Raw genomic sequence first — 14,539 nt, forward strand, 5'->3', positions numbered from 1 at the left:
CGGGGGCTAGGGTCGGCCCGACGAGCACTCTGCGGAACAGGTGTTGCGCACTGTGCAACGAGCTGTCGCGAAGGGTTGCCGCCGCATGGACCTGATCCCCCTACCGCAGGTTGCCGTTCTCGACGAGGGCGGGCGCCGCCACGCGTTCGGGCCCGACCCCGTCCTCGACGCCGGCCCCGGCACCGAGGGCGTGGCGCGGCTGATGCGCCGGGAACTGGGCGCGGCCACCGGCTGGAGCCTGTCGGCCGCCGGGCCCGGCGGAACCGCGGACCTGCGCCTGCGCCTGGACCCGGAGTTCGGGGAGCCTGCGCGGCCCGAGTCGTACGGGATCACCGTCGACGCCGCGGGGGTCGAGCTGGTCGGCCGGAGCGCGGCCGGGCTGTTCCAGGGGTACCAGACGCTGCGGCAACTGCTGGGTCCGGACGCCTACCGCAGGGCGCCGCTGCCCGGGCGGGCGTGGAGCCTGCCGTACGTGGTGATCGCCGACGGCCCCCGCTTCGGGTGGCGCGGGCTGATGCTCGACGTGGCCCGGCACTTCATGCCCAAGGACGACGTGCTGCGCTACGTCGACCTGATCGCCGCCCACAAGCTCAACGTGCTGCACCTGCACCTGACGGACGACCAGGGCTGGCGGGTCGAGATCAAGCGCCACCCGCGGCTGACCGAGGTCGGTGCCTGGCGGGCGCGCAGCCGGTGGGGGCACCGGGCCTCGCCGCTGTGGAACGAGACCCCGCACGGCGGCTTCTACACCCAGGACGACATCCGCGAGATCGTCGCGTACGCCGCGGAGCGGCACGTACGGGTGGTTCCGGAGATCGACCTTCCGGGGCATTCGCAGGCCGCGATCGCCGCGTACCCGGAGCTGGGCAACGCCGACGTCGTGGACACCTCGGCGCTGGGCGTGTGGGACGACTGGGGGATCAACGAGAACGTGCTCGCGCCGACCGAGGCCGTGCTGCGCTTCTACGAGGGCGTCTTCGAGGAGCTGCTGGAACTCTTCCCGGCGGAGGTCTCGCCCTTCGTCCACGTGGGCGGCGACGAGTGCCCCAAGGCGCAGTGGAAGGCCTCCGCGGTCGCGCAGGAGCGGATCCGCGAGCTGGGGGTGGACGGGGAGGACGGGCTGCAGTCCTGGTTCATCCGGCACTTCGACGGCTGGCTCGCCGAGCGCGGCCGGCGGCTGATCGGCTGGGACGAGATCCTGGAGGGAGGGCTCGCGGACGGCGCGGCCGTGTCCTCGTGGCGCGGCTACGCGGGCGGGATCGCCGCCGCCGAGGCCGGGCACGACGTGGTGATGTGCCCCGAGCAGCAGGTGTACCTGGACCACCGTCAGGCGGCGGGCGGGGACGAGCCGATGCCGATCGGATACGTCCGTTCATTGGAGGACGTGTACAGGTTTGAGCCGGTACCGCCGAAGATGAGCGAGGCGGCCGCGGCCCGGGTGTTGGGCGCGCAGGCCAACGTGTGGACCGAGGTGATGGAGGACCGGGCGCGGGTCGACTACCAGACGTTCCCCCGGCTCGCGGCCTTCGCGGAGGTCGTGTGGTCCTGGCAGCCGGCCCCGGAGGAACGGGACTTCGCCTGGTTCGAGCGCCGGATGGAGGCGGCGCACTACGCGCGGCTGGACGCGCTCGGCGTCGACTACCGGCCGCCGGGCGGGCCGTTGCCGTGGCAGCGGCGTCCGGGGGTGCTCGGGCGTCCGATCGAGGGGGAGCCCCCGATCGCGTGACGATCGTGTGACGTCGGGCGGGCGACCTACGGCGCGGACGGCGGCGCCTCGGCGGGCGCACCGCCCGTGCCGGGAATCGGAACTCTGTCTGGTTTTCCTCCTATACGGGGAAAAACGGGCCGGCCGGGAGGAGGCCCCGAAGCGGCCGTGGGGAGGCCCGGAGGTGCCCCGTGACGGCCCGGCCGCCCGCCGGCCCCCGCCCCGGCCGACCCTCGCGCGGAGCGGCCCGGAAGATGTGCCAGAGTTGCCACGTCCCGGCGGTGAGCACGTACCGTACGGCGGACAGGCGTGAGCGCCGGGACCGGGACATCGGGAAGGGGCAGCTGGGTTGACCACGCACGCACCGCAAGCACCGCACGCGTCGGATGCGCCTCACGGCGCGCAGGGCCAGCATTCGGCGCAGGCCCCGCACGCGGCGCAGTCCGTGACGTTGCCGACCTCGCTCGACGAGGCCGTGGCGGCGCTCACCGCCATGCCCGCCGCCGTGCCCGTCGCCGGCGGCACCGACCTCATGGCCGCCGTCAACGCCGGGCTCCTGCGGCCCGCCGCGCTCGTCGGTCTGGGGCGGATCAACGAAATCCGCGGCTGGCAGTACCAGGACGGCCACGCGCTCCTCGGCGCCGGCCTCACCCACGCGCGCATGGGACGGCCCGACTTCGCGGCCCTGATCCCCGCGCTGGCCGCGGCCGCACGCGCAGCCGGGCCGCCGCAGATCCGCAACGCGGGCACCCTCGGCGGGAACATCGCCACGGCCGCGCCCACGGGCGACGCACTGCCCGTGCTGGCCGCGCTGGAGGCGGTGCTCCTCGTCGCCGGGCCGCTCGGTCAGCGCGAGATCCCGGTCTCGCACCTGCTGGCGGGCCGCGAGATGCTCCGGCCCGGAGAGCTGATCGGCTTCGTACGGGTGCCGCTGCTGCACGCGCCGCAGGTGTTCCTCAAGGCCACGGGCCGTACGGGGCCGGGCCGCGCGGTGGCGTCCGTGGGGCTCGTACTGGATCCCGCGCGCAGGGGGGTGCGGTGCGCGATCGGAGCGGTGGCCCCGATGCCGCTGCGTCCGCTGGAGGCCGAGCAGTGGGTGGCCTCGCTGATCGACTGGGACGGGGACCGGAGCCTGGCCCCCGAGGCGCTGGAGGCCTTCGGCGAGTACGTCGGTGCCGCCTGCGTGCCCGACCAGGGCGACCCGGTGGCTCCCGGTGTGCTGCACCTGCGGCGCACGGTGGCCGTGCTGGCACGGAGGGCCCTGGGGAGGGCGCTGACCTCATGAGCGGGAACGAGAACGAGAACGTGACCCAGGGGAACGCCGGAAACGGCGCGAACGGCGCGAACGGCACGGCGGGCTGGGGCTGGGAACCCGTCCCGCAGGGCGGCGAGTACGACTCGGACGCCACGGCCTTCGTGAAACTGCCGCAGGACATGCTGGACGCGCTCGGCACGGGGGAGCCCCTCGCGGCGCCCGGGCACGGGTACGTGCCGCCGCCGATGATCGTGCCGCTGGGCTCGGCCACCACTGACCCGAGCGCCACCGGCACCTGGACGATCCCGGTGCAGTGGCCCGAGGCGGGTGGCTCCGGCCAGGGCGACCCGGGTTCCGCTCCCGCGCCCACGCCCGCGCCGGTGGGCGGGCCGATCCCGGCGTCGGTCCCGATCCCGGCCGCGGTGGCGGCGGCTTTCGCCGAAGCCGAGCCGGAGCAGGCGCAGCCGCCGGTGCACGACCCCGGGGCGACGGCGGAGTGGCGGTTCCAGGACGAGGCCTCGACGGGGCAGTGGGCGGTGCCGGCGTACTCGGAGTACGCGGAGTACGGGGAGTACGGCGGGATGCCGGGGGCACCCGGAACGCCCGGCCTCTCCGGAGCGTCCGGACTTCACGATCAGCAGGGTGACTTCAGGCCGTCGGCGGAGCCGAGCGCGCCGGCCGCCGACTGGAGCCAGGCCCCGGCGACGCTGCCGGGCGGCGCCCCGGCGCCGTGGGCGTATCCGACCCAGGACACGGGCGCGCTGCCCGGCACGCTCCCGGGCACCGACGCGGCCGCGGCCGCGTCGGCCGCCGCTGCCGCCGCCACCGCGGCGACCTCCGGACGGCTGCTCGGCGGCCCCGGGGTGGGCACCGCGCCGCGCGGCCCGAGGGTGCTGGGCGGCCCGGGCGTGGGCACCCCGCTCCCGGAGGACGAGCCGGCGCACCCGACCCCGCACGACATCGAGGCCGCCCACGGCGCGGCGCAGGACCCGGCCGAGGGGGCGCGGGCGTCGGAGCACGCGGAGTTCGGGGGGCACGCCGCGTTCGGCGGGCCCGGCGGGCACGCGGGGTTCGACGGGCACGCGGAGTACGGCGGGCACGCGGGCCACGGGGAGCGCGCGGAGCACGGGGAAGGCGCGGGGTACGCGGGGGGCGCGGACCGAGCCGGCCACACCGGGCACGTGGGTCACACGGGTCACACGGGTCACGCGGGTGAGGCCGGGCACGCGGAAGGTGTGGGTCACTCCGAGCACGTGGGTCACGCGGGTCACTCCGAGCATGTGGGTCACACCGGCCACATCGACCTCACCGGCCTCGCCGGCCTTGCCGAAGGCGCCGAGCACGTGGGTCAGCCCGGGCAGGCCGAGTACACCGGTCACACGGGCCAGACCGGCCACATGGGCCACACCGCGCACAGCGGCCACACCCCGCACAGCGGGCACACCGAGTTCGTGCCGCCGTCCGGAAGCACCGACGGACGCGGCTTCGACGCCTTCGGGCACGCGGCCGAGCCGGCCCCGGCGGAGCCCCTGCCGGTACCCGTCGAGGCCCCGGCCGCCGCACCCGCGACGGACGCCGCCGACGCGGGTCCGGACGCTCCCGAGGAGGAGCCCCGGCCCGAGCCCGCCGAGTCCGCCGCCACCGCCGACGCCGACGAAGCCGGTCCGGTCGACACCGCCCCGTCCCCGACGGACGCCGCCGCCCCGCCCGCGCCGGACGGGGACGCCGCCGACAGTGCCCTGTCACCCCCGGCCGAGGACCCCACCGGAGGTGTCCCGGCCGAGGGGCCGTCGTACGAAGAAGAGAACGAGCACCCCCAGGCCTCCTACGTCCTGCGCGTGAACGGCGCCGACCGTCCCGTCACCGGGGCCTGGATCGGCGAGTCCCTGCTCTACGTGCTGCGCGAGCGCCTCGGCCTCGCCGGGGCCAAGGACGGCTGCTCGCAGGGCGAATGCGGGGCGTGCGCCGTACAGGTCGACGGCCGACTCGTCGCCTCCTGCCTGGTCCCGGCGGCGACGGCCGCCGGCAGCGAGGTCCGTACCGTCGAAGGTCTCGCGACGGACGGGGAACTCTCGGACGTTCAGCAGGCGTTGTGCAGGTCGGGCGCGGTGCAGTGCGGGTTCTGCGTGCCCGGCATGGCGATGACCATCCACGACCTGCTGGAGGGCAACCACGCTCCCAGCGAGCTGGAGACCCGCCAGGCGCTCTGCGGCAACCTCTGCCGCTGCTCCGGCTACTCGGGGGTCGTCGACGCCGTGCGCGAGGTCGTGGCCGAGCGCGAGGCGACCGCGGCCGCCGAGGCAGCGGCACCGGGTTCGTCGGAGCCGCGCATTCCGCACCAGGCAGCGCCCGGCGAGGGCGGCATCCACCACGGAGGCACGGCGTGAGCGGGCAGGACGCGGCGACGGCGACGACGACGCTGAACACGATGGTGACCGCCCTGGCGGCGCCCACCGACGCCGCCGACGGGCAGGTCCCCCGCGGAATCGGTGCCTCCGTCCCCTCCGCCGACACCCGGGCCAAGACCGAGGGCACCTTCCCCTACGCCGCCGACCTGTGGGCCGAGGGCCTCCTGTGGGCCGCCGTGCTGCGCTCCCCGCACGCCCACGCCCGGATCCTCTCCATCGACACCGCGGCCGCCGCCGCCATGCCCGGCGTCCGCGCCGTCGTCACCCACGCCGACGTCCCCGGCGCCACCACGCACGGCCGCCGCATCGCCGACCGGCCCGTCTTCGCGCACGACGTGGTCCGCCACCACGGCGAGCCCATCGCCGCCGTCGCCGCCGACCACCCCGACACCGCGCGCCTCGCCGCCGCCGCCATCGCCGTCGAGTACGAACTCCTCGACGCGGTCACCGACCCCGAGCAGTCCTTCGGCGCCGCCCCGCTGCACCCCGACGGCAACCTCATCCGGCACATCCCGCTCCGCTACGGCGACCCCGAGGCCACCGGCGAGGTCGTCGTCGAGGGCCTCTACCGGATCGGCCGCCAGGACCCCGCGCCCATCGGCGCCGAGGCCGGGCTGGCCGTGCCGCGCCCCGACGGCGGCGTCGAGCTGTACACCGCCTCGACCGACCCGCACACCGACCGCGACCTGGCCGCCGCCTGCTTCGGCCTCGAACCGGACCGGGTGCGCATCGTCGTCACCGGCGTGCCCGGCGCGACGGCCGACCGCGAGGACGCCGCCTTCCAGCTCCCGCTCGGCCTCCTGGCCCTGCGTACGGGCTGCCCGGTCAAGCTGGCCGCGACCCGCGAGGAGTCCTTCCTCGGCCACACCCACCGCCACCCGACCCTGCTGCGCTACCGCCACCACGCGGACGCGGAGGGGCGGCTGGTCAAGGTCGAGGCGCAGATCCTGATGGACGGCGGCGCGTACGCCGACTCGTCCTCCGAATCCCTGGCCGCGGCGGTCGCGTTCGCCTGTGGCCCGTACGTCGTCCCGCACGCCTTCGTCGAGGGCTGGGCGGTCCGTACGAACAACCCTCCCTCCGGTCACGTCCGCGGCGAAGGCGCCATGCAGGTCTGCGCGGCGTACGAGGGCCAGATGGACAAGCTCGCCGCGGCCCTCGGCATCGACGGCGCGGAACTGCGCATGCGCAACGTCCTGGCCACGGGCGACCTGCTCCCCACCGGCCAGACGGTCACCTGCCCGGCCCCCGTGGCCGAACTCCTGCGCGCGGTCCGCGACTTCGAGCTGCCCGCCCTCCCGAAGGACACCCCGGAGGACGAGTGGCTGCTGCCGGGCGGCCCGGAGGGCGCGGGCGAGCCGGGCGCGGTGCGGCGGGGCGTCGGCTACGGGCTCGGCATGGTGCACATGCTCGGCGCCGAGGGCACCGACGAGGTCTCCACCGCCACCGTGAAGGTGGTCAACGGCGCGGCCACGGTCATCTGCGCGGCCGTCGACACCGGCCAGGGCTTCGCGACCCTCGCCCGCCAGATCGTCCAGGAGGTCCTGGGCGTCGACGAGGTGACGACTGCCCCGGTCGACACGGACCAGCCGCCGGCGGGAGCGGCGGCGCACGGCCGCCACACGTGGGTGTCGGGCGGCGCCGTCGAACGCGCCGCGAAGATGGTCCGCACGCAGCTCCTCCAGCCGATGGCGCACAAACTCGGCATGTCCACGGAGCTCCTGCAGATCGCGGACGGCCGGATCACGTCGTACGACGGCGCCTTCTCCATGACGGTCGCGGAGGCCATAGAGGGCAAGGAGCTCTGGGCGACGGCCCAGTGCCGCCCCCACCCCACGGAACCCCTGGACGCCGACGGCCAGGGCGACGCCTTCGTCGGCCTCGCCTTCTGCGCGATCCGCGCGGTGGTGGACGTGGACATCGAACTCGGCTCGGTCCGCGTGGTCGAACTCGCCGTGGCCCAGGACGTGGGCCGCATCCTCAACCCCCGCCAGCTGGAAGCCCGTATCGAAGCGGGAGTCACGCAGGGCGTGGGCGCGGCCCTGACCGAAAACCTCCGCACGGTCTCGGGCCTGGTACGCCACCCGGACCTGACGGGCTACGCCCTGCCGACGGCGCTGGACGCGCCGGTGGTCCGCATCGTCAAACTGGTCGAGGAGCGTGACGTGGTGGCCCCGTTCGGCGCGAAGGCGGCGAGCGCGGTCCCCGTGGTGACGGCCCCGGCGGCAGTGGCCTCGGCGGTACGCGCGGCCACGGGCCGCCCGGTGAACAGGCTCCCGATCCGGCCATCGGCGGCGGTCGCGGTGCCCAACTCGTGACCGTGTGACCCGCATTGCACGTGCAACCCGGACTTGGGGCTGTCGGTGCCGATCGCTAGAGTGATCGGTCAGAGTGTGTACGCGCGCGTGTGAATACGAGTGAATGCGAGTGAACGCGCGCGAACGGGGACGGGGAGCGGCGCTGACGAGCGCCGCGACCACGGGGAGACGGGGAGTCGGGGAGACCAACGTGGCAGAGGACAACGGGGTAGATCTGTTGGGGGCCGGCATCGCGGCGGGCGTGGCGAGCGGGATCGCCGCGCAGGCGGCCGCGCAGGGCGCCGCGGCGGCACTGCGGATCCAGTACGACAGTCTGAAGGACTATCAGAAACTGGTGGGCGACCTCTTGACGAAGCTCGAGGGGTCCTCGGCGCATTACGGGAGGCTGGAGGACGGCAAGCTGTCGGCTTCAGCCCTGGGCGACTTCACCGAGGCCACCAAGCTCTACAACTCGTACCACACCGTTCACACGGAGCTGCAGAAGCTGTCCAAAGGGCTGTCGGTGCAGATCGAGGCCCTGGGTCTCGCCGTCCAGTTCGCGGGCAAGAGCTTTGCCGACGTGGATGAGGAGACCAAGCAGCGCATGGGCGCCCTCGCCAAGCAGGCCAAGGCCGAGTACGTCCCTGACCGTGACCCGTACGCGGACAAGACGGGTGGCGGATCGCAAGCCACGCCGAACAGTCCGCAGCCGAACGGGACGAAGAAGGGCGGCGTTCTCGGATGACGAATTTTGAGGTCTACACGCACGCACAGCTTCACGCGATGGCCACTGCGATCGACCCGGCAGCGGTCACTGCGCTGGGAACGCAGCTCGCCGATGCCGCCAAGACGATCGAGGAGATCGGGAACAAGCTCAAGGACCACAAGGTCACGGGCTGGGAAGGCGAATCGGCCGAAGCGTTCAAGAACTGGGTGAGCCAGGCGGGGAGCGCCACGCTGGTGCTGGCCGACTACAGCGCGGACAGCGGCAAGAGCATGGTCCATGCGGCTCAGGTCATGGGCGAGGTCAAGGGGACTGACGGTAGGGAGGGCAACATGCCTCCTTACGACCCAGGTACCGAGGCGAGCCTCAAGGAAGACCTCGAACTGTCCCGCAAGTACCACAACGATCCGGATGCGGTGAAGCTCGGCCAGGACGCGTGGCGGAGGCTGAACGGAGACCACGCGCGGGCCGTGGACGCGATGAACAAGTTGGCCGGGGCGTACGACCAGTCGACCGTGGAGATGAACAAGGCGCAGGCGAACGCCCCGACGTTTCCGATGGTGCCGCTGGTGATCATGCCTGACCAGCGCTACGGCCAAGAGGATCTGGCGAGGCCCGGGGGAGGGGCTGGTGGGGGATACGGCTTGGCCGGTCACTCGTACGGACCGTCTAGCTCGGGCAGCGTTCCGTCTTCGAACGAGCCCGGGTCGGTGTCAGGGCATCGGCCGCAGTCGGACGGCTTGGTTCCGTCGGTGCCCGTCCCGGGAATCCCGGACAGCAAGGTTGACGTGGGCCTCGACTCCGTCGGCACGCTCCCGGACCGGACCGTGCCGCCGGTGACTACCCCGCCCAGTGGGCCGCTGCCCACCGGGCCGGGCCCCAGCCTTCCCCTTCCCGGTCCCATGGCTCCGCCCGTGGGACTTCCGGCGGTCGGCGGCCTGAAGGGGCCTGGCCTGGGCACAGGGCCCGGACTCGGCCCGTACCCGCGTCTGACGGGTCCCGGTGGACCGGGAGGCAAGGTCGGCCTCATGCAGCCGGGCATGCCTCCGCGCGACACCGGCATCGTGGGCGGGCGCCCCGTGACGTCCAATGGCCCCGGCTCGGGCCTTCCGCGCGGCACGGTCATCGGTGAAGGATCCCAGGCCGGCCGCGGCATGGGCGGCCCGATGGGCGGCGGTGCTCACGGTGGTGGCGCAGGCGGAGTCTCGGGGGGCCGCCGACTGGCTTCCGAGCCGGGAGGTATCGTCGGCGGGCGCCAGTCCGCGGCCGGTCGTCCGATCGCGGGCGGTAAGCCGTTCACCCAGGGCGGCTCGGGACTGGTTCGGAACGGCGCTGTTGGCGCGGGTACGCACGCGCCGGCCAAGCGACGGGACGACCAGGGTGGCGAACGCCCCGACTACCTGGTCGAAGACGAAGAGACCTGGCAGGGCAACCGTCGTGTTGCTCCGCCGGTGATCGACTGAGCAGAACGGACATTGCACGGGATGCGCATGCGTAAGGCGACCTCAGCCCTGGTGGGCCTCCTGCTGGCCGGGGTCGCCGCGACCCCGGCCCACGCGGAGACCATCCGATCGCAGCAATGGCATCTCGACGCCATGAAGGCCGACGAGATCTGGAAGATCGCCACGGGGAAAGGTGTCACCGTCGCGGTGATCGACGATGGGATCCAAGAGATTCCCGAACTGGCCGGTCAGATTGTCCCTGGTAAGGATTTCACGCCGTCTGGCGGCGACGGTGACGGGCATGCTGACAACAGCGGTCACGGCACGGGCATCTCTGCCATGATCGCCGGAACGGGGAAACATCCGAGTGGTGACGGTGGCTATGGGCTTGCGCCTGGCGTCAAAATTCTTCCGCTCCGCGTTGCCAACAACCAACTGAAGACACCGACCTGGGCTGCGGCAATCCGTTATGCGGCGGACTCCGACGCCAAGGTCATCAACATCTCTCTCGGTATCGGTGGCAAGCCGGAGGATGATTTGGTGCGGGCCGAGGCGGTGAGGTATGCGCTCTCGAAGGGCAAGCTGATCTTTGCGGCTGTCGGCAATTCCGGGGACACGGACAACACGCTTGAGTACCCAGGTGCGACCCCCGGGGTAGTTGGCGTGGCAGCGGTGGATTCCACCGGCGAGCCGACCAAGGAGTCGCAGCACGGCCCCCAGGTGGATATGGCCGCACCGGGTATGGACATCGTCACGGCTTGCGCGGGCAAGACAGGGCTCTGTAAAACCCACGGCACCAGTGACTCCTCCGCCCTCGCCTCCGCCTCCGCCGCCCTCCTCTGGTCCGCCCACCCCAACTGGACCAACAATCAGGTCCTCCGCGTCCTGCTGAACACGGCTGGCAAGCCCGTCGACGGCAGCCAGCGCAACGACTACGTCGGCTACGGCATCGTCCGCCCCCGTGTAGCCCTGCAGAACCCCGGCGACCCCGGTCCGGCCGACGTCTACCCCCTCCCCGACCTGGCGGCGGCCGCCTCCGGATCCAAGACCCCCTCGGGCTCTCCGGACGCCAAGGCTCCCAGCTCGACCGCGTCCGCCCCCGCCGCCCAAGCGGACGAGAAGAAGGACGGCAGTCTCCTTCCCTGGATCGGCCTCGGCCTGGGAGCCTGCATGCTGATCGGCGGCGCCGTCACCGCGGTCGTCGTACGCCGTAGCCGCTGACACCTCCTCAACCCCCACTCCCCCCCCACGACCTGATACACACAGGAGTTCACGCGATGTCGTTCGACGAGGAATGGTCGGCGGCGCGCGCCACGGCCGCGGCCAATGTCTCCATGCGGTTGAACCACGTGCCGATGGACCCCGGCGGCAGTGGCGGTGGGGACCTGGAGCTCAATCAGGACCACATCGGCGCGATCGGTTCCGAGGCCTTCAAGTTGCACAGCCGCCTCCAGACCGATGGGAAGCACGCCGCGACCGCGACCACCGAGGCGGCGGGTGCGCTCACGAAGGAGAACTTCGCGAGTGGGGCGGCGCTGGCGAAGGTCAACAGCACTTGGGAGAGCCAGGTGAAGACCCTCGTGGCCGCCTGCGCGAACATCTCAAACGGTCTGAACTACTCGCTCAAGTCCCACGCCCAGGACGAGCAGCAGCTCCAGGCCGACTTCACCGCGTCCGCCATCGACAAGTACCTGAAGTAGGCCCCCCACCATGCTGACGTACGAGAACGTGATGCACGCCCCGCTGGACAAGCTCCAGACGGCGGCCACCGACTGGAAGGCCATGGCCGACAAGCTGGACGAGATGGCCGAGGCCGCTCGCAACGGCATGAAGGCGAAGTCCGACAAGGCGGAGTGGAACGGGGTCACGGCCGGGGTCGGCCGGGCGTTCGTCGACAAGACGGCCAAGGAGTTCGAGGACGCCGCCAAGGAGGCCAAGGGCGTGCACGCCCTTCTCGCCGACGCGCACACGACCTTCAAGGCCGCCCAGGAGCAGCTGAAGAAGCTTGCCGCGGACGCCCCGGCGGCAGGCTTCCAGGTCGACGCCACGGGACGGGTCACGGCCATCCCGCTCGCCACGGAGGGCGAGCGGAACGCCGCCCGCCACGACCCGGACTACCAGCAGTCCCTGCGCGAGAACCGCGACGCCTGGCAGACCCGCATCAACCGGGCCGTCGAGGACGCCCAGGACGCCGACGACTCCCTCGTCCGCGCCTTCCAGGCGAACGTGACCGATGAACACGACTTCAGCGGACCGAAGTTCAACACGCTCGACGCCGAGCAGGCGGACCGCGCCGCGGACCTGATGAAGAAGCTCAGCAAGGAGCCGGGCGGGGTTGCGCGTAACCCCGAGGCGCTGCGCGAGCTGGAGGACCTGCTCGACGACAACCGCAACGACCCCGAGTTCGCTCCTGACTTCTACCGCAGGCTCGGCCCCGAGGGCACGCTGGAGGCGTACGCGAAGCTGTCCATCGACGCTTCGACCCTGGGCGACGCGGGCCGGGACCGGCTGCTGATGGTCGGCAACATCCAGAACGACATGGGCGCGATGCTGGGGCTCGCCACCCAGAAGGACTCGCCCAACCACCTGGACGCGGCCTGGACGAACGACCTGATGAAGGCCGGCCGCAAGGAGATTCACGTCACCGGCGATCTGACGAGCAAGATCTACGGTTACCAGGCGCTGGGCGCGCTGCTCCACGAGGGCAAGTACGACAAGGAGTTCCTGACCTCGGTCGGCCGGGACATGGTCGCGTTCGACCGGGAGCACGCGAAGGAGTGGGAGCACGGGGCCCCGTACGACCCGAAGACGGTGCTCAGCCAGGCCAAGGACGGCAGCCGCGGTTTCTATCCGCTGACGGGCCTGATGGACGCGATGTCCCACAACCCGGACGCGGCGACGGCCTTCTTCAACGAGCCGGTCCGCCAGGACAGCAACGGCGACGGCATCGTGACGGCGGCCGACAAGGCCGTGGACGGGCAGCACGGCAAGGCCCGGGGCATGGTCGACTACATGCTGGACAAGGAGTCGTGGGCCGACGCCTTCGACCGCGCCCCCGGCCACCCCTACGGCGAAGCCGGCCCGGCCCAGGACGCGCTCGGCTCCGCCTTGGAGGCGGCGGTCAGCGGGCGCGCGGCGGGCGACGAGGACGCGAAGCCGGTGCCGCACACCAAGGAGATGGCGTCGATCATGGAGCGCGTCGTCGAGAAGATCGGCGACGACCCGTCCCTGGTGGCGCAGGACCCGGACGACGAGGACAAGAAGCCGCGCCTGGGCCCCATGGCGGGGCACTTGGGCAACATGGCGGCGGAGTACATCCCGGACCTCCAGGCGTCCGCCGAGAACGGCGGGAACCAGATTAAGGTCAGCGGCACCATGGCCGAATTCGACGAGGCGACGGTCTCCCGCTTCCTCGGAGGGGTCGCTCAGGATCCCGGGGCCTACGGTGCGATCACCAACGCCAACCAGGCGTTCACGGCGGTCCTGGTCAACGACGTCGTCCAGCACCACGGCCAGTACACGCAACTGTCCGAGGCGGTGGAACTCGCCGTGCAGCCCGGTGGGCAGATCGCGGGCATGATGACGGAGGCCCGTGCCCAGGGCATGCACGGCGAGACAGCCCACGCGAACGAGGAGTACGTGAAGGGCGTCGAGGACGGGGCCAAGTGGATCAACCGCGGTATTTCGGCCGCCGGCGGCAAGTACCTGGAAATGGTGCCGTTGGCCGGTGACATTGTGGAGTGGGTCCAGGAGGACGTCACCGAGTACTTCGTCGACGGGGCGAAGGACGAGGGCAAGGAGAAGACCGCGGAGACCGAAAAGGCGGTGGCCGAGATGTACTCGAAGGCGGACCGCGGTGTCAGCAAGTCGGCCGAGGAAGCGGTCCGCAGCGCTGCCATCGGCTCGGGTCTGTCCCAGCGGGACATCGACACGCTCGCTGGTGCGGCGTCCAAGGAGTCCTCGGTCGCCCACACGGTCGGTCGCGGCCTGGTGGACAGCTCGAAGGGTGGTTCCTGATGGGCATGGCGAGTTCGTTGCGAGTCGTCGCCGTCGTGGCGGCGGCCGGTGCTTTGCTGGCGGGCTGCTCGGAAAAGAAGGAGAAGGCCACGGCTCCCGAGGCGCCGGCGAGGGTGTGCTGGGACGCGTTCGACAGCAAGACGGTCCTCCCCCTTCTGGGCACCGGAAAGAAGGTGACGGAGGACACGCGGGATGCCTTCGCGCTGCCCGCCGATCTCAAGACGGTCACCTGCCGGGTCGGGGTGGACGGGGCAACGACGCTGACCGGACAGGTCAGCCGTAAGCCGCTGGGATCCGATGCGTTCTGGCAGGCCTTCGACCCCCTCCATCCCGCCAAGCTCGACTTCGGGCGCAAGGGCCTGGTGTGGGACTTCGGTGCGACGCTCCTCTACACCTGTCGGACCCCCACGGAGTCCTTCGAGCTGGAGCTGGAGATCAGCCACAATCCGACGGACATGAAGAGCGCGGAGGTGAGGGCGCTGAACACCCGGCTCATGAAGGACTTCCAGGACTTCACCCGCAAGCAGTTGAACTGCGCCCCCTGACGACGACGGCCACGGCGAACGGCGTAACCGGCTTCGCAGGTTCGTGCCGGCCAGGTGGGGCTGAGGGTGCGCGCCACACCGCGGCAACGGTGCCACTGATCCTCGGTGTCCCCTGGCAGGCTGCGGCAACCCCACGACGGCAGTGC

Annotated in this window: 10 protein-coding genes; all 10 read left to right on the top strand. The window is 72.2% G+C overall.

The features are described from left to right. Window positions 1-85: 85 nt before the first annotated feature. The 10 genes from ACFYYJ_RS27895 to ACFYYJ_RS27940 all read left to right on the top strand — a co-directional run bounded on the left by ACFYYJ_RS27895 (window position 86) and on the right by ACFYYJ_RS27940 (window position 14,393). Window positions 86-1,726, top strand: a complete 1,641-nt coding sequence (locus ACFYYJ_RS27895) for a beta-N-acetylhexosaminidase (protein WP_389136427.1) — start codon at window positions 86-88, stop codon at window positions 1,724-1,726. 424 nt (window positions 1,727-2,150) lie between these two features. After that, window positions 2,151-2,990 (top strand): FAD binding domain-containing protein, encoded by an 840-nt coding sequence (locus ACFYYJ_RS27900; RefSeq protein ID WP_376660982.1) that lies wholly within the window; start codon window positions 2,151-2,153, stop codon window positions 2,988-2,990. Then, a complete protein-coding gene (locus tag ACFYYJ_RS27905; RefSeq protein WP_389136431.1) occupies window positions 2,987-5,347 on the top strand; it encodes a 2Fe-2S iron-sulfur cluster-binding protein in 2,361 nt (786 codons plus the stop codon). Before ACFYYJ_RS27900 ends, ACFYYJ_RS27905 begins: the two co-directional genes overlap by 4 nt. Before the next feature lie 41 nt (window positions 5,348-5,388). Then, window positions 5,389-7,686: a xanthine dehydrogenase family protein molybdopterin-binding subunit gene (locus ACFYYJ_RS27910; protein WP_385365372.1), complete on the top strand. Its 2,298-nt coding sequence runs from the start codon at window positions 5,389-5,391 to the stop codon at window positions 7,684-7,686. 190 nt (window positions 7,687-7,876) lie between these two features. Next, window positions 7,877-8,410, top strand: a complete 534-nt coding sequence (locus tag ACFYYJ_RS27915; protein ID WP_389136435.1) for a hypothetical protein — start codon at window positions 7,877-7,879, stop codon at window positions 8,408-8,410. After that, window positions 8,407-9,852, top strand: coding sequence for a WXG100 family type VII secretion target (locus ACFYYJ_RS27920; RefSeq protein ID WP_389136438.1), 1,446 nt, complete (start codon window positions 8,407-8,409; stop codon window positions 9,850-9,852). Before ACFYYJ_RS27915 ends, ACFYYJ_RS27920 begins: the two co-directional genes overlap by 4 nt. Before the next feature lie 21 nt (window positions 9,853-9,873). Continuing rightward, complete coding sequence (mycP, locus tag ACFYYJ_RS27925; RefSeq protein WP_389136441.1) at window positions 9,874-11,052, top strand: type VII secretion-associated serine protease mycosin; 1,179 nt, start codon at window positions 9,874-9,876, stop codon at window positions 11,050-11,052. A 56-nt stretch (window positions 11,053-11,108) separates the two neighbouring features. Further along, on the top strand, window positions 11,109-11,531 hold the full coding sequence (locus tag ACFYYJ_RS27930) for a hypothetical protein (RefSeq protein ID WP_389136444.1): 423 nt from the start codon (window positions 11,109-11,111) through the stop codon (window positions 11,529-11,531). A gap of 10 nt (window positions 11,532-11,541) precedes the next feature. Next, window positions 11,542-13,848 carry a hypothetical protein gene (locus ACFYYJ_RS27935; RefSeq protein ID WP_389136447.1) on the top strand — a complete coding sequence of 769 codons (2,307 nt, stop codon included), beginning with the start codon at window positions 11,542-11,544 and terminating at the stop codon, window positions 13,846-13,848. Further along, window positions 13,848-14,393, top strand: coding sequence for a hypothetical protein (locus ACFYYJ_RS27940; protein WP_389136450.1), 546 nt, complete (start codon window positions 13,848-13,850; stop codon window positions 14,391-14,393). Before ACFYYJ_RS27935 ends, ACFYYJ_RS27940 begins: the two co-directional genes overlap by 1 nt. Window positions 14,394-14,539: the final 146 nt, after the last annotated feature.

Source organism: Streptomyces sp. NPDC002467 (assembly GCF_042889825.1).
GTDB lineage: Bacteria > Actinomycetota > Actinomycetes > Streptomycetales > Streptomycetaceae > Streptomyces.

Coding starts and splice junctions, on each gene's coding strand:
- ACFYYJ_RS27930 (WP_389136444.1), top strand. CDS start 11,109: ATGTCGTTCGACGAGGAATGGTCGGCGGCGCGCGCCACGGCCGCGGCC.
- mycP (WP_389136441.1), top strand. CDS start 9,874: ATGCGCATGCGTAAGGCGACCTCAGCCCTGGTGGGCCTCCTGCTGGCC.
- ACFYYJ_RS27905 (WP_389136431.1), top strand. CDS start 2,987: ATGAGCGGGAACGAGAACGAGAACGTGACCCAGGGGAACGCCGGAAAC.
- ACFYYJ_RS27910 (WP_385365372.1), top strand. CDS start 5,389: ATGGTGACCGCCCTGGCGGCGCCCACCGACGCCGCCGACGGGCAGGTC.
- ACFYYJ_RS27920 (WP_389136438.1), top strand. CDS start 8,407: ATGACGAATTTTGAGGTCTACACGCACGCACAGCTTCACGCGATGGCC.
- ACFYYJ_RS27940 (WP_389136450.1), top strand. CDS start 13,848: ATGGGCATGGCGAGTTCGTTGCGAGTCGTCGCCGTCGTGGCGGCGGCC.
- ACFYYJ_RS27895 (WP_389136427.1), top strand. CDS start 86: ATGGACCTGATCCCCCTACCGCAGGTTGCCGTTCTCGACGAGGGCGGG.
- ACFYYJ_RS27935 (WP_389136447.1), top strand. CDS start 11,542: ATGCTGACGTACGAGAACGTGATGCACGCCCCGCTGGACAAGCTCCAG.